The sequence below is a fragment of the Pradoshia sp. Z4_20 genome (genome assembly GCF_058216035.1).
Window position 1 is genome coordinate 40,926 of sequence record NZ_JBZAJD010000009.1, and the last position, 24,659, is coordinate 65,584.

The 24,659-nt window shown below is 38.0% G+C and carries 23 protein-coding genes and 1 other annotated feature (1 of these 24 only partly in view); of the genes, 16 read left to right on the forward strand and 7 right to left on the reverse strand.

The features are described from left to right. Nucleotides 1-223 (forward strand) — a binding site (T-box leader) (it extends 1 nt beyond the left edge of the window). Nucleotides 224-300: 77 nt separating this feature from the next. The 3 genes from leuS (at nucleotide 301) to AC4BHP_RS16400 (ending at nucleotide 3,330) form a co-directional block, all read left to right on the forward strand. After that, entirely contained in the window at nucleotides 301-2,712 is a 2,412-nt protein-coding gene (leuS, locus tag AC4BHP_RS16390) for a leucine--tRNA ligase (RefSeq protein WP_490553411.1), read from the forward strand. Between the two features lie 65 nt (nucleotides 2,713-2,777). Next, complete coding sequence (locus tag AC4BHP_RS16395) at nucleotides 2,778-3,086, forward strand: rhodanese-like domain-containing protein (protein WP_490553412.1); 309 nt, start codon at nucleotides 2,778-2,780, stop codon at nucleotides 3,084-3,086. A 58-nt stretch (nucleotides 3,087-3,144) separates the two neighbouring features. Next, nucleotides 3,145-3,330 carry a sporulation protein Cse60 gene (locus AC4BHP_RS16400; RefSeq protein WP_066109131.1) on the forward strand — a complete coding sequence of 62 codons (186 nt, stop codon included), beginning with the start codon at nucleotides 3,145-3,147 and terminating at the stop codon, nucleotides 3,328-3,330. A gap of 210 nt (nucleotides 3,331-3,540) precedes the next feature. Here AC4BHP_RS16400 and AC4BHP_RS16405 read toward each other — a convergent pair whose 3' ends face one another. Both AC4BHP_RS16405 and AC4BHP_RS16410 read right to left on the reverse strand, forming a co-directional pair. Further along, the gene (locus AC4BHP_RS16405; RefSeq protein WP_225983619.1) at nucleotides 3,541-4,008 is read right to left on the reverse strand and encodes a VanZ family protein; all 468 of its coding nucleotides are present in this window, start codon (nucleotides 4,006-4,008) and stop codon (nucleotides 3,541-3,543) included. Between the two features lie 15 nt (nucleotides 4,009-4,023). Further along, nucleotides 4,024-5,295 carry a BaiN/RdsA family NAD(P)/FAD-dependent oxidoreductase gene (locus AC4BHP_RS16410; RefSeq protein WP_139892780.1) on the reverse strand — a complete coding sequence of 424 codons (1,272 nt, stop codon included), beginning with the start codon at nucleotides 5,293-5,295 and terminating at the stop codon, nucleotides 4,024-4,026. Between the two features lie 202 nt (nucleotides 5,296-5,497). Here AC4BHP_RS16410 and AC4BHP_RS16415 point away from each other — a divergent pair, with 202 nt between their 5' ends. Next, entirely contained in the window at nucleotides 5,498-7,120 is a 1,623-nt protein-coding gene (locus AC4BHP_RS16415) for a putative polysaccharide biosynthesis protein (protein ID WP_066109124.1), read from the forward strand. A gap of 66 nt (nucleotides 7,121-7,186) precedes the next feature. On the opposite strand, the gene AC4BHP_RS16420 is transcribed toward AC4BHP_RS16415, so the two are convergent. Beyond that, nucleotides 7,187-7,402: a hypothetical protein gene (locus AC4BHP_RS16420; RefSeq protein ID WP_066109121.1), complete on the reverse strand. Its 216-nt coding sequence runs from the start codon at nucleotides 7,400-7,402 to the stop codon at nucleotides 7,187-7,189. A gap of 71 nt (nucleotides 7,403-7,473) precedes the next feature. Here AC4BHP_RS16420 and AC4BHP_RS16425 point away from each other — a divergent pair, with 71 nt between their 5' ends. Continuing rightward, entirely contained in the window at nucleotides 7,474-8,205 is a 732-nt protein-coding gene (locus AC4BHP_RS16425) for a pseudouridine synthase (RefSeq protein ID WP_066109117.1), read from the forward strand. Nucleotides 8,206-8,244: 39 nt separating this feature from the next. Here the strand turns inward: AC4BHP_RS16425 and AC4BHP_RS16430 are convergent, their stop codons facing one another. Continuing rightward, entirely contained in the window at nucleotides 8,245-8,466 is a 222-nt protein-coding gene (locus tag AC4BHP_RS16430) for a DeoR family transcriptional regulator (RefSeq protein ID WP_049669825.1), read from the reverse strand. Between the two features lie 376 nt (nucleotides 8,467-8,842). On the opposite strand from AC4BHP_RS16430, the gene pepV reads away from it, so the two are divergent. The 7 genes from pepV (at nucleotide 8,843) to AC4BHP_RS16465 (ending at nucleotide 16,939) form a co-directional block, all read left to right on the forward strand. After that, complete coding sequence (pepV, locus tag AC4BHP_RS16435; RefSeq protein ID WP_490553416.1) at nucleotides 8,843-10,252, forward strand: dipeptidase PepV; 1,410 nt, start codon at nucleotides 8,843-8,845, stop codon at nucleotides 10,250-10,252. 25 nt (nucleotides 10,253-10,277) lie between these two features. Next, nucleotides 10,278-11,132, forward strand: coding sequence for a D-amino-acid transaminase (dat, locus tag AC4BHP_RS16440; protein WP_490553418.1), 855 nt, complete (start codon nucleotides 10,278-10,280; stop codon nucleotides 11,130-11,132). A 125-nt stretch (nucleotides 11,133-11,257) separates the two neighbouring features. Next, nucleotides 11,258-11,818 (forward strand): RNA 2',3'-cyclic phosphodiesterase, encoded by a 561-nt coding sequence (thpR, locus tag AC4BHP_RS16445; RefSeq protein ID WP_066109270.1) that lies wholly within the window; start codon nucleotides 11,258-11,260, stop codon nucleotides 11,816-11,818. A 125-nt stretch (nucleotides 11,819-11,943) separates the two neighbouring features. Beyond that, complete coding sequence (locus tag AC4BHP_RS16450) at nucleotides 11,944-12,939, forward strand: NERD domain-containing protein (protein ID WP_490553421.1); 996 nt, start codon at nucleotides 11,944-11,946, stop codon at nucleotides 12,937-12,939. Beyond that, nucleotides 12,917-13,879, forward strand: coding sequence for a diacylglycerol/lipid kinase family protein (locus tag AC4BHP_RS16455; protein WP_490553422.1), 963 nt, complete (start codon nucleotides 12,917-12,919; stop codon nucleotides 13,877-13,879). The genes AC4BHP_RS16450 and AC4BHP_RS16455 overlap by 23 nt, the downstream gene beginning before the upstream one ends. Before the next feature lie 5 nt (nucleotides 13,880-13,884). Then, complete coding sequence (gene pulA, locus AC4BHP_RS16460) at nucleotides 13,885-16,020, forward strand: type I pullulanase (RefSeq protein ID WP_180350022.1); 2,136 nt, start codon at nucleotides 13,885-13,887, stop codon at nucleotides 16,018-16,020. Between the two features lie 142 nt (nucleotides 16,021-16,162). Then, nucleotides 16,163-16,939 carry a phosphotransferase gene (locus AC4BHP_RS16465; RefSeq protein WP_490553424.1) on the forward strand — a complete coding sequence of 259 codons (777 nt, stop codon included), beginning with the start codon at nucleotides 16,163-16,165 and terminating at the stop codon, nucleotides 16,937-16,939. Here the strand turns inward: AC4BHP_RS16465 and AC4BHP_RS16470 are convergent. Beyond that, a complete protein-coding gene (locus AC4BHP_RS16470) occupies nucleotides 16,927-17,205 on the reverse strand; it encodes a YtzH-like family protein (RefSeq protein ID WP_257469191.1) in 279 nt (92 codons plus the stop codon). The genes AC4BHP_RS16465 and AC4BHP_RS16470 overlap by 13 nt on opposite strands. A gap of 173 nt (nucleotides 17,206-17,378) precedes the next feature. On the opposite strand from AC4BHP_RS16470, the gene trmB reads away from it, so the two are divergent. Both trmB and AC4BHP_RS16480 read left to right on the forward strand, forming a co-directional pair. Continuing rightward, the gene (trmB, locus tag AC4BHP_RS16475; RefSeq protein ID WP_066109099.1) at nucleotides 17,379-18,014 is read left to right on the forward strand and encodes a tRNA (guanosine(46)-N7)-methyltransferase TrmB; all 636 of its coding nucleotides are present in this window, start codon (nucleotides 17,379-17,381) and stop codon (nucleotides 18,012-18,014) included. 52 nt (nucleotides 18,015-18,066) lie between these two features. After that, nucleotides 18,067-18,918 carry a YtnP family quorum-quenching lactonase gene (locus tag AC4BHP_RS16480; RefSeq protein ID WP_066109096.1) on the forward strand — a complete coding sequence of 284 codons (852 nt, stop codon included), beginning with the start codon at nucleotides 18,067-18,069 and terminating at the stop codon, nucleotides 18,916-18,918. Between the two features lie 374 nt (nucleotides 18,919-19,292). Here the strand turns inward: AC4BHP_RS16480 and AC4BHP_RS16485 are convergent, their stop codons facing one another. Continuing rightward, nucleotides 19,293-19,613, reverse strand: a complete 321-nt coding sequence (locus AC4BHP_RS16485; protein ID WP_139892783.1) for a hypothetical protein — start codon at nucleotides 19,611-19,613, stop codon at nucleotides 19,293-19,295. A 198-nt stretch (nucleotides 19,614-19,811) separates the two neighbouring features. On the opposite strand from AC4BHP_RS16485, the gene AC4BHP_RS16490 reads away from it, so the two are divergent. Then, complete coding sequence (locus AC4BHP_RS16490) at nucleotides 19,812-20,888, forward strand: M42 family metallopeptidase (protein ID WP_490553427.1); 1,077 nt, start codon at nucleotides 19,812-19,814, stop codon at nucleotides 20,886-20,888. Between the two features lie 63 nt (nucleotides 20,889-20,951). Next, nucleotides 20,952-21,476: a DUF84 family protein gene (locus tag AC4BHP_RS16495; protein WP_066109087.1), complete on the forward strand. Its 525-nt coding sequence runs from the start codon at nucleotides 20,952-20,954 to the stop codon at nucleotides 21,474-21,476. Nucleotides 21,477-21,978: 502 nt separating this feature from the next. Here AC4BHP_RS16495 and AC4BHP_RS16500 read toward each other — a convergent pair. Continuing rightward, the gene (locus AC4BHP_RS16500; RefSeq protein ID WP_490553429.1) at nucleotides 21,979-24,060 is read right to left on the reverse strand and encodes a class I SAM-dependent methyltransferase; all 2,082 of its coding nucleotides are present in this window, start codon (nucleotides 24,058-24,060) and stop codon (nucleotides 21,979-21,981) included. Nucleotides 24,061-24,659 lie beyond the last annotated feature (599 nt).

Below are 24,659 nucleotides of genomic sequence, written 5' to 3' on the forward strand. Positions count from 1 at the left end.
GAATAACTTTGAGAGGGATTAGTAGTAATTGTTGTTCTTTTTAGAGAGTTGACGGTCGCTGCAAGTCAACAGGACACATTATGAACTCACCCTGGAGTTGCAAGCCTGAACTAAGAGTAAGGTTTGCCGTACATCTGCGTTAAAGAGTCGAGCCGGATGCATATTTACTGCATCAATCAGGGTGGTACCGCGGGAAGTTAATAACAAGCCTCTCGTCCCTACTTATTAGGGATGAGTGGCTTTTTTTATTGTTTTAAGCTTTTAAGCACAGCAATTTTGAACCATGTAGGAGGAATTAGGATGAGTTTCAATCATGTAGAGATTGAAAAGAAATGGCAATCTTATTGGGAAGAACACAAAACATTCAAAACGACTGATCATGTAGGGAAGCGTAAATTTTACGCTTTGGATATGTTTCCTTATCCATCAGGAGCCGGCCTTCATGTAGGGCATCCTGAAGGATATACAGCAACAGATATTCTATCTCGCATGAAACGTATGCAGGGATATAATGTCCTTCATCCAATTGGCTGGGATGCATTTGGATTGCCTGCCGAGCAATATGCTCTTGATACAGGAAATGATCCGGAAGAGTTTACAGCTAAAAATATCGGTACATTCACACGTCAGATTAAATCACTTGGGTTCTCCTATGACTGGGACAGGGAAATCAATACAACCGACCCAGAGTACTATAAATGGACGCAGTGGATTTTCTTAAAGCTATATGAAAAAGGACTTGCCTATATGGCTGAAATACCGGTTAACTGGTGTCCGGCACTCGGAACAGTTTTGGCTAACGAAGAAGTTATTGATGGGAAAAGTGAGCGGGGCGGACATCCGGTTATCCGTAAGCCTATGCGCCAATGGATTTTGAAAATTACGGCTTATGCAGATCGTTTGATTGAGGATTTGGATGAATTGGATTGGCCTGAAAGCATTAAGGATATGCAGCGTAACTGGATCGGACGCTCTGAGGGAGCATCTGTAACTTTTAAGATTAAAGGTACGAACGAATCCTACACGGTATTCACGACACGTCCTGACACCTTGTTCGGGGCAACATATTCTGTCCTGTCACCAGAGCATCCGCTTGTGGATAAAATTACAACAGCAGAGCAAAAAGAAGCAGTTGAAGCGTATAAAAAGGAAATTCAATCTAAGAGCGATCTTGAGAGAACAGAGCTTTCTAAAGAGAAAACAGGTGTATTCACAGGAGCATATGCAATCAACCCGGCAAATGGGGAAGAGATTCCGATCTGGATTGCTGATTATGTATTGATGAGCTATGGTACAGGTGCAATTATGGCAGTTCCGGCTCATGATGAACGTGACTATGAATTCGCTAAGAAATTTGATTTGCCAATCCGTGAAGTTGTAGCGGGCGGAAATATTGAAAAAGAAGCTTATGCAGGAGAAGGAGAACATGTAAACTCTGAATTCTTGAATGGCTTGAATAAAGAAGAAGCAATTAGCAAAATGATTGATTGGCTTGAAGAACAAGGAATTGGTGAGAAGAAAGTAACCTATCGTTTGCGTGACTGGAACTTCTCTCGTCAGCGTTACTGGGGAGAGCCTATCCCAATTATTCATTGGGAAGACGGTACTATGTCAGCTGTACCTGAATCTGAGCTCCCGCTTATGCTTCCGAAAACAACTGAAATTAAACCATCCGGTACAGGTGAATCTCCTCTTGCCAACATTGAAGAGTGGGTAAATGTAGTAGATGAGAACGGCCGTAAAGGAAGACGTGAGACAAACACGATGCCTCAATGGGCGGGCAGCTGCTGGTACTTCCTGCGCTATATCGATCCGAAAAATCCAAAGGCGATTGCTGATCCTGAAAAGCTTAAGCATTGGATGCCAGTAGATACGTATATTGGCGGAGCAGAGCATGCTGTACTTCACTTGCTTTATGCGAGATTCTGGTATAAATTCTTGTATGATATTGGTGTTGTTCCTACAAAGGAACCTTTCCAAAAGCTATTTAACCAAGGAATGATACTTGGAGAAAATAACGAAAAAATGAGTAAATCCAAAGGGAATGTAGTAAATCCGGATGATATCGTAGAAAGCCATGGTGCGGATACTCTTCGTCTCTATGAAATGTTCATGGGACCGCTTGATGCATCCATTGCTTGGTCTGCAAACGGACTTGATGGTTCCAGACGTTTCCTTGACCGTGTTTGGAGATTGTTTATTACCGATGACGGTACAGTAAATGATAAGATCACTGAATCCAATGATACTCACCTTGAGAAAATCTATCATCAAACGGTTAAAAAGGTAACTGAAGATTTGGAAGCACTTCATTTTAATACAGCTATTTCTCAAATGATGGTGTTTATTAATGAAGCGTATAAAGCGGAAATCCTTCCAATTCAATATATGGAAGGATTCGTGAAGCTCTTGTCACCTATTTGCCCTCATATCAGTGAAGAACTTTGGAGCAGACTTGGCAACAATGAAACACTTGCCTATGCTTCATGGCCTGCATATGATGAGTCCAAATTGGTTGATGATGAAATTGAAATTGTCATTCAAATAAATGGTAAAATGAGAGCAAAACTTCAGGTGCCTGCCGGCATTACGAAAGAAGAAATGGAAAAAATCGTAATGGAGAATGGAAAGGTCCAGGAGCAAATTGACGGTAAAACAATCCGTAAGGTTATTGCTGTTCCAGGAAAATTAGTAAATATCGTTGCAAACTAACAAGTGTGGCCGTCTTACGTTTACTAAAACGTAAGACGGCTTTTTTATAAAGGGGGAAAATGGAGATGGAAGAAATAAAAATTATCCAACCGGAAGAGCTGCAGATCAGAATTGAAAATGGAGAGGAATTATCCATCATTGATGTACGGGAGGATTATGAAGTTATAAATGGCATGGTACCAGGTGCTATTCATATGAGAATGGGAGAAATACCCGATCGGCTTGATGAGCTTGATAAAGAAACGGAGTATATTCTAATCTGTCATGCAGGAGTAAGAAGTGAAAATGTGGCTTATTTTCTGCAGGAGAAGGGATATAAGACAGCCTCAATGGAGGGCGGTATGATGCATTGGCAAGGGGAAATGGTATTCTGAATAGTATAAAAATATAAAAGTCTGGCAAAGATAGATAAAAACAGGAGGAGTCTTTGCCGTGATCCAAGTAAAAATGTTTGATTATGAACATGAAAAAGATCTGGAAAAAGGGATGAATCATTTTCTCGGAAAAATAGATGAGGATAGCATTGTAGATATAAAATATAATATAGCAGCTTTCGGTGAAGAGGATGAGGAAGACCAAATCTATTGTTTTAGCGCAATGGTTATCTATAAAAAATGAGTAGTTATCATTGTGGGTAAAATTAATTCTTAGTTCATATTTACAAGGAACAAGTCTATTCCCAGATGAAGCGGAATAACTAAGAAATAATCCATAGGTTGATGAATTTAATTTTTCTACCTCAATCGTTACAGCTAAAATTACAATTGAATATAGTAAAAAAAGTGGAGAAAACAAACTTGTTTCTCCACTTTTTTAGGTTTGAACTTATTAGGTTACGGGTTTTTTGAAAAGCTTATACATGAGCTTGAAAACCATGTAGCCAAAGAAACCGCCGATTGTATTTAATAGAATATCATCTACATCAAATCCACCGACATGGAAGGTAAGCTGCATCGTCTCCACAAATAAAGAAAACAAGAAGGACAGAAATGTGATAATCAGTAAATTTCTCAGCTTTTTAAAGGCGATTGGCAGAAAAAATCCAAATGGCATAAAAGCGATAATATTACCGAATAGATTCGAAAACCATATTTTAAATTTGAAGTAATCAGCAAACGTAATATACATATTGATTGTTTTAAAGGGAACAAGATTATAAGATTCTATCCTGTCTTCTTGTCTGTAGTATCCAAAAAACAAAAGATAGGAAAGGATGGCTAAATAGATGAAAAACAACATGTAAATAAGCGGCGAAAACAGCTTATTGTTTTTTATCGTTTGGGCTATATCCTGCACTTATACCATCCTTTCTTATGCCAGGAAATTATTCTTTGCTGCAGCATTTAATCCTGCTAAACGGCCGGTTACCAAAGCTGAAGTGATATTATAGCCGCCCGTATATCCGTGAATGTCCAAAATTTCTCCGCAGAAATATAAGCCATTCATGAATTTACTGGCCATTGTTTTTGGTTCAACTTCTTTAACCGATACTCCTCCGCCAGTCACAAATGCTTTCTCTAAAGAAAGTGTTCCATTAACACGGACAGGGAATTTTTTAATATCTTTGCTTAAAGAACGCCATTTCTCATGGGCGATGACTGCCCCCTGGGAAGAAGGGTCAATCTGGTTACGCTCCAGTAAAAATAATAAATATCTTTCAGGCACTAAACCTTTTAAGCTGTTTTTGACAGCTTTTTTGTCATCCGATTTAATAATTTTAATAATCTGTTGGAATACCTGTTCTTCATTTAAATCAGGGAGCGCGTCAATTTGGACAACGACCTCTTTAAGATTCCATTTTTTGAGGGCCTTTACAACAAATTGGCTGCATCGCAGGACACCTGGACCTGATAGACCAAAATGTGTGAAAATCATATCCATACGATGGGTAATTAATGGTTTTCCTTTAGGATTCATTACGCTGATTGCGACATCGCGAAGTGAAAGACCCTGTAATGTTTTCTGTTTGATAAAATTTTCAGCTGACGTGAGCGGAACCTCAGTTGGGAATAGCTCTGTAACAGTATGTCCAGCTTTTTCCGCCCAAGCATAGCCATCACCGGTTGACCCGGTGTGAGGAACGGATTTACCGCCAACAGCAATGACAACGGAGTCAGCTTCGATCGTTTCGCCTGTTTGTGTCCGAACGCCAATTACTTTCCCTGAATCATACAAAACATCAGCTATAGGTGAGTTTGTGCGTATATCGGTACCCAATTGCTTCAAACGATTCATCATTGCATCCACAACGGATTGAGCTTTGTCATTAACTGGAAACATTCTTCCGTGATCTTCCTCTTTTAATTCAACTCCCAGTTTCTTAAAGAAAGAAATAATTCCCTCATTATCAAATTCAGAGAATGCACCGTACAGGAACTTGCCATTACCGGGAATATGCTTGATAATCTCATCAATCGGCAGACGGTTTGTGACATTGCATCGGCCTCCGCCTGAAATGGCCAGCTTTCGGCCAAGCTTGGATCCTTTATCTATTAATAAGGTGGAAGCGCCGTTTTCTGCAGCTGCTATGGCAGCCATTAAACCGGAGGGGCCTCCGCCTATAATTATTACATCGTATTTCATTATTCCATCTCTTTTCTAAAACATGCTAATATGTTCTATTATAAGTGATTTTATGAATAAGGCAAAAGTCGTAAACAAATTGAAGTTCAATTGTCAAAAAGGATAGAAAAGAGTAAACTACAGAATAGTGAACAAATAAACAAAAAGACTCATGAAAATATATTTCTTACAGGTTAAGGGAAAGAGTGAAAGGGATTGTTACATGTCATCGAAACTTATTAGAGGCACTTTTATTCTAACAGTTGGTATGGTTTTATCGAAAATACTCGGATTGTTTTATGTTATTCCTTTTAATCAAATTGTCGGCAAAGAAGGAATGGCGTTATACGGCTTTGCGTATATCCCCTATACGATTTTCATCAGTATATCAACGGGAGGGATTCCCCTCGCGGTGGCCAAATTTGTGGCCAAATATAATGCAATGGGTGAATATGCAGTTGGGCGTAAGCTATTTGAATCAAGCCGAAAAATAATGATGTTAACGGGGATTTCGGCTTTTCTCATTATGTATGTTAGCGCCCCTGGATTGGCTGCCATGATGGATACGCAAAAATTTTCCGTTGAGGATGTTACATCGGTTATACGGGCTGTTAGCTTTGCTCTGATCCTTGTACCTTCGCAAAGTATATTGCGTGGGTTCTTTCAAGGAAATGAGTCAATGGGGCCGACAGCTGTTTCCCAGGTTATCGAGCAGATAGCACGAATTATATTCCTGCTGGGCGGTGCATATATTGTCCTGAATTTAATGGGCGGAGATGTCGTACAGGCTATGAGTGTGGCAACATTTTCAGCCTTTATTGGAGCGGTTTTCGGATTTCTTGTTCTCTTATGGTATTGGAAAAAGCGGAAACGTCATCTCGATAAACTTTTGAGCGAAAGTAAAAATGAAATAGATATATCTCTTAAAGAGATCTATAAAGAAATCATTGTTTCCTCAATACCATTTATTTTTGTTGGTTTGGCTATGCCTCTATTCCAGTTAGTTGATACGGTTACTTTTAACAGAGCGATGGTATCAATTGGAGAAAAGGCAACAACAGATGTGGCTTTTGGTGTTTTAAATGTATCGACTCAAAAGCTTGTCCTTATTCCAATGACACTTGCTACAGCCTTTTCGTTGTCCATTGTTCCTAGTGTAACGAAATCGTTTGTTGAAAAGAATTGGAAGCTATACAAACAACAATTAACAGAAACGTTCCAAACTTTGCTGTTTATTTTGATACCGGCAGTTGTAGGAATCAGTGTTTTATCTGAGAGCGTATATGGATCGTTTTATGGATTTCTTGATTTAGGGTCAGAAGTATTGAAAGTTTATGCACCGGTTGCTATTCTATTTGCTTTATTTTCTGTTACAGCTGCAATCATGCAGGGAATAAGCCAGCAGCGTTTTACAGTCCTTAGTTTATTGACTGGGATATTAATAAAACTGAGCCTTAATATTCCGTTTATAAAAATGTTTGAAACGAATGGGGCAGTTTATGCGACTGCAATTGGATATACGGTCAGTACACTTATTAATTTATATGTAATTTATTACTTTACTGGTTATCGAATAAAATCTGTGCTGAGAAGGGGATTATTATCACTCATATTTGCTGGGGTTATGGCCTTGGTTGTATGGAGTCTGGATCAGGTCCTGTCTTCCTGGATAGGTTCAAAAGGTCAGATGGATGCGGTTTTCAGGGTGGCGATTACTGTTCCAGTCGGGGTCCTAATCTACTTTTTCTTATCCATTAAAAGTGGTCTATTACATGTCATTTTTGGAGAGCGAACGGATGGACTATTGCGCAAGCTAAAATTGAGCCGTTTCACGAGAGGGAATTAATCAAATTAAAATGTGAAAGTTTAACTTTAAGGCCTGCTTATTATTTAAAGCAGGCCATTCTCATAATTAGTATCGCATTCCAAGTGCTCGTTCAATGCGGGATACACGTCGATCAAGGCGTTCAAATTGGCGCTCCAGACGTTCAAAGCGGTTTTCAAGCCGATCTATACGGGCATTAACTCCACCTAAGCCAGGAAATAGGCCTCCTGGTCCAGGAAAACCGGCTGGCTGTGGCAATTGTCTATCATCTTGTTCGTTAGAGGGTTGTTGTTGATAATCCATAAATTTAGAACACTCCTTCAATTTATATTCAGCATTAGTCTATTCAAAAAAGGAAAATGGGTGATTTTAGGATGAGAATTGATAAATTATTGGCTAACTCCGGTTATGGAAGCCGGAAAGAGGTTAAACAATTACTTAAATCAGGGGCAGTTCTTTGTAATGATGTAAAAATAAGCGATGCTAAAAAGCATGTCAATCCGGATGAGGATGTAATTACCGTTTATGGAGAGCAAGTCAACTATAAGGAATACATTTATTTGTTAATGAATAAACCGGCCGGATACATATCTGCCACAGAAGATGACAGGCTGAAAACGGTGCTTGATTTATTGGAACCTGAAGATGCAAGTAAAAAACCATTCCCTGTTGGAAGGCTGGATCGGGATACTGAAGGGCTGTTGGTTCTTACAAATGATGGGCAGCTTGCTCATGAGGTGCTTGCTCCCAAAAAACATGTTCCTAAAACCTATTACGCAGTTATTCAGGGGATTGTAACCGAGGAAGATATTGAACAGTTTGCTAAGGGAGTTACATTGGATGATGGATATGTAACGAAACCGGGAAAATTAAGGATTCTTACAAGTGGTCCAAGATCTGAAATAGAAGTCATCATAACAGAAGGAAAATATCATCAGGTTAAACGGATGTTTGAAGCTGTAGGAAAAAAAGTAGTGTATTTGAAAAGAATTAAGATGGGCGAGCTTGAGTTGGATGAGAGCTTGAAAACAGGAGAGTACAGAGAAATGACTGAAGAAGAGATCAACCTATTGAATACACGTACTCCGGAAAAAGAAGACCGTTAAAAAGCGGTCTTCTTTTTGTAGGAAAAACTGTTTAAATCATTACGAGGTTAATTTAACTTTCTTTTGAGTGGTGGTCCACTTTCCACGACTGGGGCTGACAACAAGTTCGTTATAAGCCAACACATTTAAGTCCCTCTGAATGGTGCGTGGAGTAATTCCAAATTCATCCACTAATTCTTGGGTTGTTACCGTGCCGTTGCGGACGATGAACATATAAATGGACTTAATTCTGGTAAGCATACGGTTTGTTGAAGGTTTCAAAAAACCACTCCTTATGGATAGTTTCCAATGGCAACATTCCAACCTGCAAGGTATAAAGGCTGTTAACCATCCCACTTAACTAAGTTATCACCTATACAGCACTCCTTTTTTAGGACTTCAAAATACAAGTCCTTCTAGTACTATAATACCCCTCTCTAAATTTTAAATCCATATTTTCCAATAAAATAAAATGAAAATTCGCTTAACTATATCTATTTTTGCGATACAGGCACTATGACAGCAATACGAAATATTTTATTTATTACACTATAAAATATGAACGGCACAGTCATGTGGTTCAACAAAAAATGCTAATCATGCTGAAATTCGATATAATAACGATAAATGATATGACAAAGAAATGAGGGTCACTTTTATGGATTTTAATTGGCAAAAAGAAGTGGGATTGAGAAAAAATGATTTGATTGCCGATACCCAGAAATTGCTTCGAATTAAAAGTACACTGGATGAATCTGCATCAACTACTGATATTCCTTTTGGTCCTGGAATAAAGGAAGCGCTTGATTTTATGCTTCAGCTTGGAGAAAAAGACGGTTTTACTACTAAAAATGTTGATAACTATGGGGCTCACTTGGAAATGGGAAACGGAGATGAGCTGCTGGGTATACTTGGACATTTGGATGTAGTGCCTGAGGGAGAGGGCTGGACAAGCGACCCTTATTCAGCTGAAATTCGGGATGGGAAAATATTTGCGCGTGGCGCAATCGACGATAAAGGACCAACGATGGCTGCCTATTATGCGATGAAGATCATTAAAGAAATGGGCATCGATTTAAATAAAAGAGTTCGATTGATTTTGGGCACGGATGAAGAAAGTGACTGGCGCTGTATGGATTATTATTTTGAAAAAGAAGAAATGCCAACGGTAGGGTTCGTGCCGGATGCTGATTTTCCGATTATCTATGCAGAAAAGGGAATTGCAGATTTCACAATGGATATGAAATCAAAAAGTATACCGGCTGAATCCTTTGTTGTGAAAAGCTTTGAAGCAGGCCAGCGTTTTAATATGGTGCCAGAGGCAGCTAAAGCAACTATTTCTCTTAACTCCGATGAGGCGAAAGAGTGGGAAGAAAAATTTGCAAAGTACTTGAAAGAGCATAATTTAAAAGGTACATATTCCGTGTTAGATAATGCGGTCATCTTAACGATGGAAGGGATATCTGTCCATGGTATGGAGCCTGATCTTGGACTTAATGCAGGTCTTAAGCTGGCGGATTTTCTATTCACCATGCCTTTACGAGGGGATGACCGTGCATTTTTTGAATTCATTCATCATTATCTGAGCAGTGAGTCCAGAGGAAGAAAACTTGGTGTAGCTTATTCGGATGATATTACCGGTGATTTAACCATTAATTATGGAATTATTACGTATAGAAATGGAGAATTAGGTAAGATTGCCTTCAATATGCGCTATCCTGTGACATATGATTTTGAGAATGGATGGAAAACGATTGAGCAAATCGCTGATAAGCATCAATTTACTGCCACTATAAAAACCCATTTGGGACCTCACCATGTGGATGCAAATAGCCAATTGGTTAAAACATTGCAAAAAATTTATCACGAGCACACAGGGGAAGAACCTGAGCTATTGGCAATTGGCGGTGGGACGTATGCGCGTGCGCTGAAAAATGCGGTTGCCTTTGGCCCTTTATTTCCGGGGAGAGAAGATGTAGCTCATCAAAAAGACGAATATATCTTGATTGACGATTTATTAAAAGCAACAGCTATGTATGCACAAGCTATCTATGAATTAACAAGATAATCTATCACAAGGGGAGTTGGGGGAAATGGATTATATTGTTCACAATGGCGCCCTTTCGAAAAGAGAAACAATTGCCATCGATATAGAAGATCGTGGGTATCAATTTGGGGATGGTATCTACGAGGTTATACGGATTTATAATGGAAAGCTATTTGCGTGGGAAGGGCATAGCAGGCGTCTGTTTGCAAGCGCACAAAAGATCGGCATAGAGATACCCTACAGTCCGAAACGCCTTAAGGAGATTATTGAGGAATTGGTTCTTAAAAATGAGCTGACTACCGGTACTGTTTATCTGCAATTTACACGGGGGGTTTCACCGCGGAATCATGCTTTTCCAGGTAAAGAGGTGGTACCGACCTTTATCGCTTATACAAGAGAATCTGAACGTCCTGTTGTACTGATGGAGTCAGGTGCTGAAGTCTGTATTATTGAAGATAAACGGTGGCTTAATTGCGATATTAAAAGCTTGAACCTTCTCGGTAATATCCTAGCCTTTGAAGAGGCGGTTAAACAGGGATGTAAGGAAGCGATTTTAAACAGAGATGGCATGATAACAGAAGGCAGTCATACGAATGTATCGATTATAAAGGATGGTATTCTGATTACTCATCCTGCAAACAATCTAATTTTAAATGGGATTACCAGGCAGTTGGTTTTAATGCTTTGTGAGGAGCTTTCAATTCCTTACGAAGAAAGACCATTTACACCTGGGGAATTAATGTCGGCTGATGAGGTATTTCTGTCTGGTACCACATTAGAAATTATACCCGTTGTAAAAACCAACGGACAAGCGGTTGGAAAAGCCCCATATACTACAACAAGAAAGCTTCAGAAAGCCTTCCTTGCTAAAATTGAAAATGAATGCGGAAGATTAAAGTAAATGGAAAAGAGTTCAGGGAATACTAACCCTGAACTCTTTTTTGAATAAACATTTTTATTCAAAATCGTCTAAATAGTTAAAATAGAAGGATGGACATTATGTTAAAATATGAAGGAGATAGGCCGATGAATAGACAGAATCATTATTTTTTTGCAATTGAATTACCTAAGGAGATTAAAGAATCATTGCACCAATGGGCTGCTGAATTAGAACGTATGTATGCATTTAAAAGCTGGGTTCATCCAAGCGATTATCATATTACTTTAGCATTCCTTGGCAGTGCCTCTCATAGTATGTTGGATGGTGCTGTGAATTTATTGAAGTCAAGAGCAGAGCAACTTGTTTCATTTCCATTAACGATTAAAGGATTGGGTACATTTGGTATGGTGAATCAGCCAAGAATTCTATGGGCAGATGTGAGGAAACAGCCGATCTTATATGAAGTGCAGAAGAACGTATGGAATGCTTGTACAAGTATCGGCTTTAAGTTGGATACAAAGCCGTTTACACCGCATGCTACGATAGCAAGAAGATGTATGGAGGCAATGGAAAAAGACAGTCTAAGACAACTAGAAGACTCTCTCCCATCTATACCAGAATTTCAGGTACAGCATCTCGTTCTATATCAAACCAATAGCCAATCTATTCCTAAATATGAACCGATCATTAAATTTCCATTGGTGTAAGATATTCATAAACGTAATGGTAGGTTGAATTGATTAAAACATGAAGGCTTTATTGGTCATGATTATGCACATCTAAAATGACCATATAGATTTTAAAGAGACTAGAAAAGGGCAGGGGAAACGGGATGGGACAATTAATTAAACTGCAGGATTATGTATCCCGTTATGAACAGGATATTTATCATTATTCCTCTCAGTTTGTCCGCTTAAAAAAACAGCAGTGGACTAAACTAAAGCAGGCTTATGAAGAAGGAGATATCAATGACTGGCTGATTGGCGGAGAAAACAATGAGATATATCAAAATCAGGATGATCCCATTAAAAAGAGAACTCTCTCGGAGACGTTTAAGAAGATATTTACTAAAAGAGAACAAAGCGAACCTTTTCACGTTCATGAAGGGCAAACTGTTTCAAACAGAGAACAGGAATTGGGACGGTTTTTGAAATTCCCCCCACGAATAGAGAGCGATTTAAAACAGCAATTTTTAGATTGGATTTTTAATTTTCAGCTTAAATGGGCGAGTTCAACCTTAAGAGAAAAATCTGTAGTAAATGCCAATTATGTATATGACCAGAAACTGCGTTATTTTTTGCAACGCTTTCCTGATAACTGCTTAATTCTTTACAAGCCTGTCTTTCAGTTTAAAAATGCACCGGTAGAATTGGATATTCTGCTTATGACGCCTACGGAAATATGGTGCTTAACTTTTCTTGAAGCAGAAGAGGATGCCGTATTTTTGGCGGACAGGGGAAGGTTTTGGACAAGAAAACATCATAATCGGGCAGACAAAAAAGTGTTAAACCCGTATATATCCATAAATCGTATGGAAAGAATCATTAAGAGGATCTTAGAAAGCAAGGAGATTGATATGCCAATCAGGAAAGGAATCATTTGTCGTAATGGATATATCGATGATGTAAATGCCATCCATACAGAGATAATCATCGACAAGCGTTCTTATGCAAGATGGTTTGAGGGCATACGTAATAATCAGTCTCCTATAAAAAACCAACAGCTTAAGTCAGGTCAGGCTCTATTGGACTACTGCAGTACAGCCTACACTATTAGAATGGATTTGGAAGAGGAGTTGGAGGAGCTTGATAGAGAGAGCGGTTTATAGGGAAGCTTTAATGAGCAAGGAGAAGTTCAATTTCATTATAAATCCTGCCGCGAAGAATAGGGGAAGCTTAAAAATTTGGAAAAAGGTAAAAAAATACCTAGAACGTGAAAATATCCATTACCAATATAGGTATACAGAATATGAAGGACATGCCTGTAAAATCACTAGAGAAATTTTGGAAAAGGAGAGTGATTCGTTAATTATTGCTGTAGGTGGAGACGGGACGATTCATGAAGTCATTAATGGTGCTGTCGGATATAAAGAAGCCAGGATATCTTATATTCCTGCAGGATCCGGAAATGATTTTTCAAGAGGATACCAGATTGATAAAAATCCGACTAAAGCATTTAAAAAATTGTGTCTAAATAGTGAAAAAATGACACCAATCGATCTAGGATCCTATAAAACTGACAAACAAGGGTATTTTATGAACAGTTTGGGTATGGGATTGGATGCAGCAGTTACAAAAGCTGTAAATGAGTCGAAATCAAAATATTACTTTAATAAAATAGGCGCTGGAAAGCTTGTTTATTTATATTTCTTTTTTATTAAATGGTTAACATATAGACCAATTGATGTTTCTCTTTCGATAGATGGCCGGGACCTCAACTATAAAAATGTTTGGCTTGTTACGACATCCAATCAGCCCTATTTTGGTGGTGGAATAAAGATTTCACCAAACTCGAAACCAGATGACGGGCTTTTTCATATCATAATCGTACATAATATTTCCAAATGGAAACTGATACTTATGTTCGTCACAGTAGTTTGGGGCAGCCATCTCAAAATAAGGGGAGTACAGGAATTACAAGGGAAGAATATAAAACTTTCTTCTGAGCAACCAGCATTTATTCATGCAGATGGCGATTATATTGGCAATGATAAGGTAGTCGTTAATATGCATCATCATAAAGTAAATATTGCAGCTTTAGGAGAGTGAGTATTGTGTATTCAGATAGGTTTTCAGCTTTTTTGGACGCATTAAACAAAATTACCATCTTAATTCCACTTAATTATCGTGATAACGAAACCCCGACCTTTACGATTTATTTCGAAGGTCAAAAAATTGGCGTATTAAAGGTTGAAGAGGTCGTTCGAATAGAGCATTACATTAAATATATATGTACGGCTCCATTTGAAATACCGCTCGGTGAAGAGTATCAAATAGAGGATGATAAAGGAATAGCCTTTGGACTTCGGACAGGTGCAGTAATCCGGACTCCTGAATTTGATGAACATTATCATTATGATGGAAATGATTTAGGCGCTGTCTATACAAAAGAAAAGACAGTGTTTAAGCTATGGGCACCAACTGCTACCAGTGTAAAGGTTAAGCTAATCAATGATTTTGGGGCCGAAAAAGGAACTGTGGCGATGCAGCGGGGGGAAAGAGGAGTATGGTCATTAACGATTCATAATGATTTAAAGGGTTATTTTTATTCTTATTTGGTTCGTGTCAATTATATTTGGAGAGAAGCAACCGACCCATATTCGAAGGCTGTTTCTGTAAATGGCCAATACAGCGCTATTATAGATCCCGAAAAAATCGAAAGACATTCCTATAAAATTCCCACGTTAGACAGCCATGTCGATGCAATTATCTATGAAACACATGTACGCGACTTTTCTCATCATAACAACAGCGGCATGGATGCCAAGGGGAAATACTTGGCGTTTACAGAAGAAAATACGAAAACAAACAAAGGATATTCAACCGGGATCAGTTATTTAAAGGAACTTGGAGTTACTCATATTGAACTCTTGCCGGTTAATGATTTCTCAGGGGTTGATGAAACAGTCATTGGTAAGGAGTATAATTGGGGTTATAATCCGCGTCATTTTAATTCTCCAGTAGGAGTCTACAGTACAAATCCGCATCTGCCGTTCAATCGAATAGAAGAATTAAAGGAATTGATTAAGAGTCTTCATAAAAATGGACTTGGCGTTATTTTGGATGTTGTTTATAATCATGTATTTCAAAAGGAATTGTCTAACTTTGAGAAAATCGTACCTGGCTATTATTTCCGCTATGATTCAAACGGAATGCCTTCAAATGGCAGCGGCTGTGGAAATGATGTAGCATCAGAACGATTTATGGTCCGAAAATTCATTATAGCCTCCATTAAATATTGGTTGGAGTATTTTCAGGTTGATGGATTTAGATTTGATTTAATGGGCTTACTAGACTTGGATACGATGAAGGAAATAGAACGTGTGGTAAGAGAAATAAGACCGGATGCCATTCTCATCGGAGAAGGCTGGGATTTACACACAGCACTCCCTGCTGAGCAAAAATCAACGATTGCAAATGCTCATAAATTAACGGGTATTGGATTCTTTAATGATCGCTTTAGAGATACGATTAAAGGAAGTAATTTTGATTTAAAAGATAATGGCTATATTTCCGGTAAAAGAGTAGAGCCGCATGATTTCTTTGAGCTTGTGACCAATACAGGTACCGAATATCCATTGACACCGGTACAATCAGTCAATTTTGTGGAATGTCATGATAATCACACATTATGGGATCGCCTTCAGGTGGCTAATGGGTTGGAGTCAAATGAATTAAGGCAGCGCCGTCATCGTTTTGCTACAAGTATTGTCTTGCTTTCACAAGGTATTCCATTTTTGCATAGTGGACAGGAATTTTTTAGAACAAAACAAGGAATCGAAAATAGTTATTGTTCACCGGATTGGATAAATGAACTTAATTGGGATCTAAGAGAGCAACATGATGAAACAATATCTTATTTAAAATGCTTGATACAAATTCGAAAAAGCCATGGTGCATTCCGTTTTCGAACACGTGAAGAAATAGAAAGACATATGAAAATTGTCGATATTCATGTTAATTGTCATGCCCTGATGTATGAAAATGTCGGTGAATATGGAAGCTGGAAAAATATTTTAGTAATCTTCCACCATGCTGAAAAGGAAACAGCAATCACTCTGCCAAATGATACTGAATGGGATATTCTTTGTGATAGTTGTGCTGATGGACAAGGAGACCGTATAATCAGGAAAAGCATAAGAGATTATACCCTTGAACCTTTGCGAACATATGTGTTTGTTCAGGAATAATAGTCAGGAACACTTGACGAATGTGTCCCTAACCTACTAAAATTTAATAAGATGGCTATTGGAAAAAAGCAGTCAATGGCTGTCTTTTTTATTTTTACATACAACCATGCCAGAATAGATTAGATTATTGAAGGTGAATACCATGGATTATTTAGGGCAAGAGTGGGAGATAACCCCTGCCGGAGGAGCAACAGGTGAAGCGTTTATTGCCAGGCATGATGAGCAAAGACTATTTTTAAAAAGGAATTCGTCTCCTTTTTTAGCTGTGCTTTCCGCTGAAGGAATAGTGCCAAAACTGATCTGGACCAAGAGGCTTGAAAATGGAGACGTGATTACTGCTCAGCAATGGATGAATGGTAGAGAATTACATCCTACTGAGATGAGTGAAGAAGCGGTTGCTGAATTGCTTCAGAAAATCCATCTTTCTAAACCTTTATTAAACATGCTTCGACGCCTAGGTAAGACAGCCCAAACACCTACACAAATCCTAATGTCCGTAAAAAATTCCCTTGATAAGGAATTAGAAAATCATCCAAGTATTCAAAATACGATTGAATTTATGGAAAGACATATACAGGATGTCAACAGTGACCAGCAAGTTGTATGCCATGGTGATATTAATCATAATAATCTCCTTATTTCTGACAATGGTGATCTATATTTGATTGATTGGGACGGTGCAATTATCGCAGATCCGGCTATGGATATCGGTATGCTATTATATTCCTATGTTAAACAAGAGCATTGGAAGGAATGGCTATCCAAATACGGATTAGAGCTCACTGAAGACCTTAAGTTAAGGATGAAATGGCATGTGCTTGCACAGGTTATACAAAATATAGTCTTGCACAAACGAAAAAACCGGTTGCATGAAATGAACCGGTATATCGAATATTTAAAATTTGCTCAGGAATATTGATCAATGTCTCGAACCCAGCCAGAGAGTTGCTGCTGGTGTGCTTCTATATGACTTTCCAGGTTGGCGGCATGTATACCGCTTTGGCTGTATTGGTAAATCTCATCAAGTACAGCTTTTGTATTTACATCAAGACCGGGTTGAACCATCAGGGATTTAACAGTTCTCTCAAGCTGTTCAACTTCTGATTGTGAACCGCAGCAATCTTCTTGATGATTATTTAAAATATCTTTTACTAACATCCAATGATGATTTTGTGATAATGGCAAATTATCCACAACCCTTCTCTTCATATTCAATTTTAGGTTGTGAAAGTTTAGCCAAATTTATTCATATTTAACCGGCATATGCCGGTTTTTATTATGTTTTAACTAATAAGCATGGTATTTTATGAAATGTTATGCTACTCTTTTTTTACGTATTTTAGCGGAGGTGCACAAATTTGAGACAACGTTATAAACCATGGGCTAAGGATAAGCTAATGGCCAATCCTTATTATTGCATTCAGGAGCCGACTACTAAAAAGGGTTCATGGAATGAAGTGTTTGGGAATAATAATCCGATTCATATAGAAGTAGGTACTGGTAAAGGACAATTTATTAATGGTATGGCTGCACAAAATCCGGATATTAATTATATCGGTATTGAATTGGCAGAGCGTGTGATTGTTACAGCACTTGATCGATTGCTGGAATCTAATCTTCCAAATGTGAAGTTGCTGAATGTGAATGCCGAAGAGCTTCCAAATATTTTTGCAGAGGGAGAAGTTTCCCGTGTTTATCTGAATTTCTCTGATCCATGGCCTAAGAAACGTCATGAAAAGAGAAGATTGACGTATAAGACATTCCTTGATCTATATAAAGGAATTTTGCCGGAGCATGGCGAAATTCATTTTAAGACAGATAACAGAGGATTATTTGAATACTCACTTGTAAGCTTCTCGCATTATGGGATGACATTAAATGAAGTGAGCTTGGATTTACACAACAGTGATATGGAAGGCAATATTATGACTGAATATGAACAAAAATTTTCAGCAAAGGGCAATCCAATTTATCGTTGTGAAGTCTCCTTTTAATCCTATGGTTTTTTGATCTGTCAACACACTTATAAAAAGGGGCTTATAGATTATGGAAACTTTGCAATTTGGTAAGTTTACATTAACCTGGTTGAATGGCGGAGATACTCATATGGATGGTGGAGCCATGTTTGGAGTGGTTCCGAAACCATTATGGTCAAAACGTTATCCTGTTAATGAATTGAACCAAATAGAGTTAAGGTCGGACCCCATCTTAGTACAGACAGATCATAAAAATTATTTAATCGAAGCTGGCCTCGGCAAAGGGAAGCTGTCGGAAAAACAAATTAGAAATTATGGTGTCAGTGAAGAGTCCAAGCTCGAGGAATCCTTGAGCAGGCTCGGAATGACCTATTCGGATATCGATGCAATTCTGATGACTCATATGCATTTTGATCATGCCTGTGGGCTGACTGGTTATCAGGAAGGCGAATTGATCAGCCTATTTCCTGAGGCAACGATTTATACCTCGAAAATTGAATGGGAAGAACTTCAGAATCCCAATATTCGTTCCCGTAATACCTACTGGGAAGAAAATTGGAAGCCAATTGTTACACAGGTCGAAACATTTGAAGGTGAAGTATTAATCACTGAAGGACTGAGGATGATTCATACAGGCGGCCACAGTGACGGTCACAGCATTATCGTGCTCGAGGACAATAATCAACAATTAATTCATATGGGAGACCTTATGCCAACGCATGCCCATCAGAATCCTCTATGGGTGCTGGCTTATGATGATTACCCGATGGATTCCATACATGCAAAAGAGAAATGGATTAAACAAGGAATTGAAAATAAAGCATGGTTCACTTTTTATCATGATTATGCTTACCGTGCCATCAAATGGGATGCAGACGGAAAAGGAATAATCGAAAAAGTTGAGCGAAATCGACCAGAATAAAGGCTGTCCGGTAGGTCACTTGTTGGTGACTTATCGGCGCTTTTTTTTACGGGCTATTAGTTTAATGTGGTGGTATGCTGCGGTTATGAGGCATCCAATATCTAAAATTCCCGCTCAATCAATATCTTTTTCGCTCATAAGAGGGGAAATTCGCTCGATAAATTCTGCTTTCGCGCATAAAATAGGGGAAATCGCTCAATAAACCTTGCTTTCGCTCATAAAAAGGGGAAATCGCTCAATAATTCCTGATTTCGCGCATAAAATAGGGAAAACATATAATTCTCCTTCAAAATTACTACTATCTTATTGAAACGCCTAATGAAATAAAAAAATAGAAGGGGGAAAAGTGATTTTCCTCCTTCTACCATTTTTAATTAATGTACTTGTTCGTAAAAATCGATGATTGTTCCTGTTGTTGCATCCGCTATAAATTCATACTGCGTAGATTCAAGGCCTTCTTGCTTTGTAAGCCCACCTTTGTATACATCATAATCCAATTCATTTTTTGTATACTTTTCAGGCTTCATCATAATCCATGAGCCTCTGATGGTCTCTCCGCCTTGTCCAAGTGTACTTTTAATAGTGGACAAAATCTTTTCAGGAGAAGTAATATTGCTTTGATTTGTTAATTCTTTAACGACATAACCTGCTGCAAATCCTGCTGCAACACCTGAAATAAATGTTTTCCAATTCACTTATATTCCTCCAATCAAATGGGTAATAGCTGTTATTTAACATTTGCTTGGTTAATCTATTCCCGTTCATTATACATTTTAAGCTTAAATAGTGCCATCTTTTAACCAACAAACTCCATGTATGTGGTATTTGGAAGTATGATTCTGTAGAATGAGAATAGAGATTATAGAAAATAACATGGTAAAGGGGATACATATATGAAGCAATCTACTCTAGATTTATTTAAGACTCTTACCGAGATTCCAGGAGCACCTGGATTTGAACATGAAGTTCGTTCGTTTATGAAAAAGGAATTATCCAAATACACAGATGAAATCATTCAGGACGGCCTTGGCAGTATTTTTGGTGTGAAACGCGGAAATGACCAAGGACCAAAAATTATGGTTGCCGGACATATGGATGAGGTTGGTTTTATGGTAACCTCTATTACTCCTGAGGGGTTACTTCGTTTTCAAACGCTTGGAGGCTGGTGGGGTCAGGTGTTGCTGGCACAAAGAGTGCAGGTATATACTGAATCAGGCCCTATTATCGGTGTTGTCAGTTCGATTCCGCCACATTTGCTGAGTGAGGCCCAAAGGTCCAAACCTATGGAAATCGGTAATATGCTGATTGATATTGGTGCTGATGATAAAGAGGATGCAATTGCAATGGGAGTGAAACCAGGTCAGCAAATCATCCCATATAGTGAATTCACTCAAATGGCCAATCCTAAAAAAATTCTGGCAAAAGCATGGGACAATCGGTATGGCTGCGGATTGGCGATTGAACTACTGGAAGAGCTTCAAAATGAGACATTGCCTAATATCCTATACAGCGGTGCTACTGTTATGGAAGAAGTCGGTACGAGAGGCGCGGGTACAGCGGCGACGATGATTGATCCTGATATCTTCTTTGCATGTGATGCAAGTCCTGCAAATGATATGTCAGGCAGTAAATCTGTATTCGGTTATCTCGGAAATGGTCCATTACTTAGAATATATGACCGTACAATGGTCATGCATAAAGGGATGAGAGAATTTATCTTGGATACTGCGGAATCGAATCATATTCCATATCAATATTTTGTTGCTCCAAATGGGGGGACAGATGCAGGGAAAGTACATATTACAAATCGCGGTATACCAAGTGCCGTAATTGGTATATGTTCACGGTATATCCATACGCATGCCTCCATTATTCATATTGATGACTATGCTGCAGCAAAAGAATTATTGGTTAAATTAGTTAGAAGCTGTGATAAAACAACCGTTGAAACGATTAAACAAAACGGTTAATAAAAGAGTTGAGAAGGCAGAGGCATCTATCTGTCTTCTTTTTTAAAGAAAGGATGCAGATTAATGGTTAAAATTGCTTTGGGCACTAAAAATCCGGCGAAAATTAAGGCTGGAGAATTAGCGGGCCGGGAGTTATCAGCTGAGCTTGTTCCGGTTAATGTATCATCTGAGGTAAATGAACAGCCATTCTCGGATGAAGAAACAATTGAGGGTGCTTTAAATAGAGCAAGAAATGCGATGAAGGAAGTTCAGGCTGAATTTGGGCTGGGTCTTGAAGGCGGAGTGGTGAAAACGCCTTATGGATTGTTTATATGCAATTGGGGAGCACTAGTCACGAAAGAAGGCAAAAGCTTTGTCAGTGGCGGTGCACGTATCAAATTACCGGAAAGTATTGCTGAGGAGTTATACTCGGGCAGAGAGCTTGGGCCGGTTATGGATGAATATACAAAGAAACAGGATATCAGGAAGTCAGAAGGAGCTGTTGGTGTATTCTCAAACGGCCGTATAACAAGAGATCGTATGTTTGAGCACATTATTGAATTATTAGTTGGTCAGTATGAGTATCATTTAACAGTAAAGAAGTCGTGATGAGGAGAGTTTAGGAGTCTTAGTATTTTTCATCTTCTGATAGACGCTGAATTTCTTCATGTTTCTTTATTTTGGAAGAGAAGAGCTTCGAAATAATAAACCCGACGAGGGAGATAATACTATTTTTCATGTAATTTCTCACCTTTATCTATGATTTTACTAGTATGATAACATAGGTGATAAAAAAATACTGCTAAAAACGTTGAGGACTGCCGAATTTTGTCAAATAAGGGTAGTTGCTTGTTTTTATCCTTTCTAAGGGCTATTAAGAGCTGGGAATATACTATATGATCTCTCATAGCTACTAAGAGTCAAAAGCCAAATCACCTTTTGATTGAAGAAGGTGATTCTACAACTCAGCGGGCTTTCGCATGATTGCTGCTCCTGGATAAAAGTTACGGATGTACAGCCACTTCCTTTCTGGAGGCAGTTGTTTCCATATAAATCCTTACGAAAACAGCCATATAAAAAGAGGAGAGATAATTTCTCCTCTTTTCTTGTCTTATGTTTTCTCAATTACAATTAAACAGGTGCTGTCCGGTAGCGGTACAATCTCTTTTTTTTCATTCATAATTTTTACTTTAGGTAAAAGAAATTCTTCGTATCCGTTTTGTAAATAATGATGAAGTTTTATAATTTTTGCCTCTTGACCTAAAGATACATGAATAACTTCTTCATATTCACTTGGAGTAAAATACCCAAATTGTTCTTGTACCTCATGTGGATAAGCCTCTTCTCCCCAAGTATACGTATAGAGGAATTCCATTAAATCATTAACAGGCAGTTTGATAAGAAGACTCTCCAGTCTTTCATAATTGATAGTCCTTCCCCTAAAGTCATGAACATATCTCATAAAGAAGTCCATGCCCTTTGGGTCTTCAAATTCGAGTAGTCTCCATTGGTCTATAGGCTCAGTCATAATTCCGTCTCGAATAATGATTCTTCCGCCTTTGTTTAATACTTCAAAAGAACTTTTCAGTGCTTGGATAACTACATCTCGATTGAATTTCCTGCCTTTGTACGGAATATAAGAATACATTTCATGTAAGATAGAAGAAAACACAATGGTATCCACGCTTCCTGGCTCATAATAGTCTTTTAATTCCAAGGCGTTTGCCTGTTTTACGTGCCATGATTTATTTTCCCTGAATTTTCGCCTGTTTAATTCCTCTACTACATTAATTGAGATATCAATTCCGATTACAGTTGCTTCTGGGTGATTTTCAGATAGGATATCAAGCATCACACCGCCGCCGGCTCCAATGTCCAGCATTACCTTCCCTACAGCAAAATCAGATATGACCTTTTTATGATCTTGACCATTATTCATATCGGTTAAATAGTTTTCTTCATTCTGCAAGCGATCAAAGGCATCTTTCCTGAAACCAAAAAAGTCATAAAGTAAGATAATTGCTCTTTCATAGATCGGAGACTTTTCGGCTTCCTGGCAAAATTCAATTAATTTCTGACCGGCACTTGAATAACTAAAATAAACCCCTACAATTTGACCTAGTAAGTCTGAGGGTTCAATTTGAATTTGAACGTGTTCGTTTACAGGCATCTTTCCTTTTAGTAAATCATCAATTGTAAACTCATTCAGGAATGTCTCGATAATTCTTTTTTTGTATAGATTGATTACTTTTTGCCCCTTGTAATCATAGTAAATATCCATCATAAAAGACTCAAAGCTAACCTGTTGTATAGTAAGGGGATTAATTTTCTGGAATATCAATAAGAAAATTTTCAAAAACTCTTCTAAAGAAAACTCTTGTAAAGCAGATTCAAGATACCACATATCTATTTTACTGAAGAACAACTCTATGTATCTCTCTAATTGTTTGTTTTCAAAATACTGATTGTATAAATCATCGAAGTTTTCCCCGCGCTGGATTGAAGATCTTCTTAATCTTCTCATCCGCTCTTTTAGGGGAAGCTCTTTTGCCTGTTCACCTTTGTTTATCCAGGATAGTACTTCTTCTACTTCCTTATGGACGTTGTTCCACAACTGATCTGAAACCGCTTGAATAACACACTGATTTAGGGAATAGAGAATCCTTTCTATGTTATATTCTAAGTTTTTATGTTCCTCAATCCAATAAATTAAGGGACGGAATTGAGAATAATGGATTTCTCCTCTGATAAATTGACCGGCTAACCCATGTGTTAATATGAGAAGATAAACAAGTTCCTCTCTATCTAAATTGCGGGAGTGTAACGGCAGGTTCATTTGTTCATCAGCATAAATTTGAGCTGAGCCAATATTATGAATGGCCAATTGGAATCCTTTTTTCTCCCACTCTCTACGTTTGTGCTTCAACCCGCCTTTTGATACCTCAGACCAAATCAAGACATCTTCAATAATTGACCTTTCATTAATGGGAAGATTCATCTCGTTCAATAACCAAAGGGTTCGTTCTACATAGGATAGAACCGGATTTGGCGGCAATTTCTCTAAAGATTCTACTTGCTCTAAATTTACGTGTTGTTCTTTTGTAAGGTAGAGAAAGTGTATCCACTTATGATTTCTTAATACCTTTGTATTTCCTATCTTTACTTCTTGAATACATTTTAGTGAGTTTAACAAATAAATCCGCCTTTCTAATAAAGCAGAATAATGGGGTGAAAACCATTCTGTTAGGATTATATCTTTATGCATGTTGTAGTTACTTCCATATTAATTCTTCAATGAACGGTGTATATCCTTTTCAGAATGGAAGATATTTGTGGTGAGGATAAAGGGGATTTCTTTATAAATTATAACTATTTTTCTCCCAGCTTATTTGTATTCAATAGCCGTTTATCCTATTAGAGAATGTCTATTGGATGTTTTCGTAAAGATTGTTGCTAATGCCATAAAAAGAGGCAGTGTTTTTGCTATCTCGGATATTCAACTAAAACCCCCTTAGTCAATAAGAACTAACTTCTCTTTCTCAACAATAAATAGAATATAAATCCACTAAGAGTAAATATAACCGTACCAACAAACACCTTTACTAATGAGACACCTATTTGAACAGTATCATCAGTTGCGTGTTTTATCACATTTACTGTCCACCAGTTATAAATTGAAGATTCATATATAGCGAAGTATAGCCACAATAAATAACAGAAGAAAACAAATAAAAAAACACGGATTTTTCTATTCATAACATTCCCCTTCTACAATAAATGTCTTTATAAAAC

Coding starts and splice junctions, on each gene's coding strand:
- leuS (WP_490553411.1), top strand. CDS start 301: ATGAGTTTCAATCATGTAGAGATTGAAAAGAAATGGCAATCTTATTGG.
- thpR (WP_066109270.1), top strand. CDS start 11,258: ATGAATAGACAGAATCATTATTTTTTTGCAATTGAATTACCTAAGGAG.
- AC4BHP_RS16410 (WP_139892780.1), bottom strand. CDS start 5,295: ATGAAATACGATGTAATAATTATAGGCGGAGGCCCCTCCGGTTTAATG.
- AC4BHP_RS16415 (WP_066109124.1), top strand. CDS start 5,498: ATGTCATCGAAACTTATTAGAGGCACTTTTATTCTAACAGTTGGTATG.
- AC4BHP_RS16425 (WP_066109117.1), top strand. CDS start 7,474: ATGAGAATTGATAAATTATTGGCTAACTCCGGTTATGGAAGCCGGAAA.
- AC4BHP_RS16495 (WP_066109087.1), top strand. CDS start 20,952: ATGGTTAAAATTGCTTTGGGCACTAAAAATCCGGCGAAAATTAAGGCT.
- AC4BHP_RS16490 (WP_490553427.1), top strand. CDS start 19,812: ATGAAGCAATCTACTCTAGATTTATTTAAGACTCTTACCGAGATTCCA.
- AC4BHP_RS16480 (WP_066109096.1), top strand. CDS start 18,067: ATGGAAACTTTGCAATTTGGTAAGTTTACATTAACCTGGTTGAATGGC.
- AC4BHP_RS16395 (WP_490553412.1), top strand. CDS start 2,778: ATGGAAGAAATAAAAATTATCCAACCGGAAGAGCTGCAGATCAGAATT.
- dat (WP_490553418.1), top strand. CDS start 10,278: ATGGATTATATTGTTCACAATGGCGCCCTTTCGAAAAGAGAAACAATT.
- AC4BHP_RS16420 (WP_066109121.1), bottom strand. CDS start 7,402: ATGGATTATCAACAACAACCCTCTAACGAACAAGATGATAGACAATTG.
- pepV (WP_490553416.1), top strand. CDS start 8,843: ATGGATTTTAATTGGCAAAAAGAAGTGGGATTGAGAAAAAATGATTTG.
- AC4BHP_RS16450 (WP_490553421.1), top strand. CDS start 11,944: ATGGGACAATTAATTAAACTGCAGGATTATGTATCCCGTTATGAACAG.
- AC4BHP_RS16465 (WP_490553424.1), top strand. CDS start 16,163: ATGGATTATTTAGGGCAAGAGTGGGAGATAACCCCTGCCGGAGGAGCA.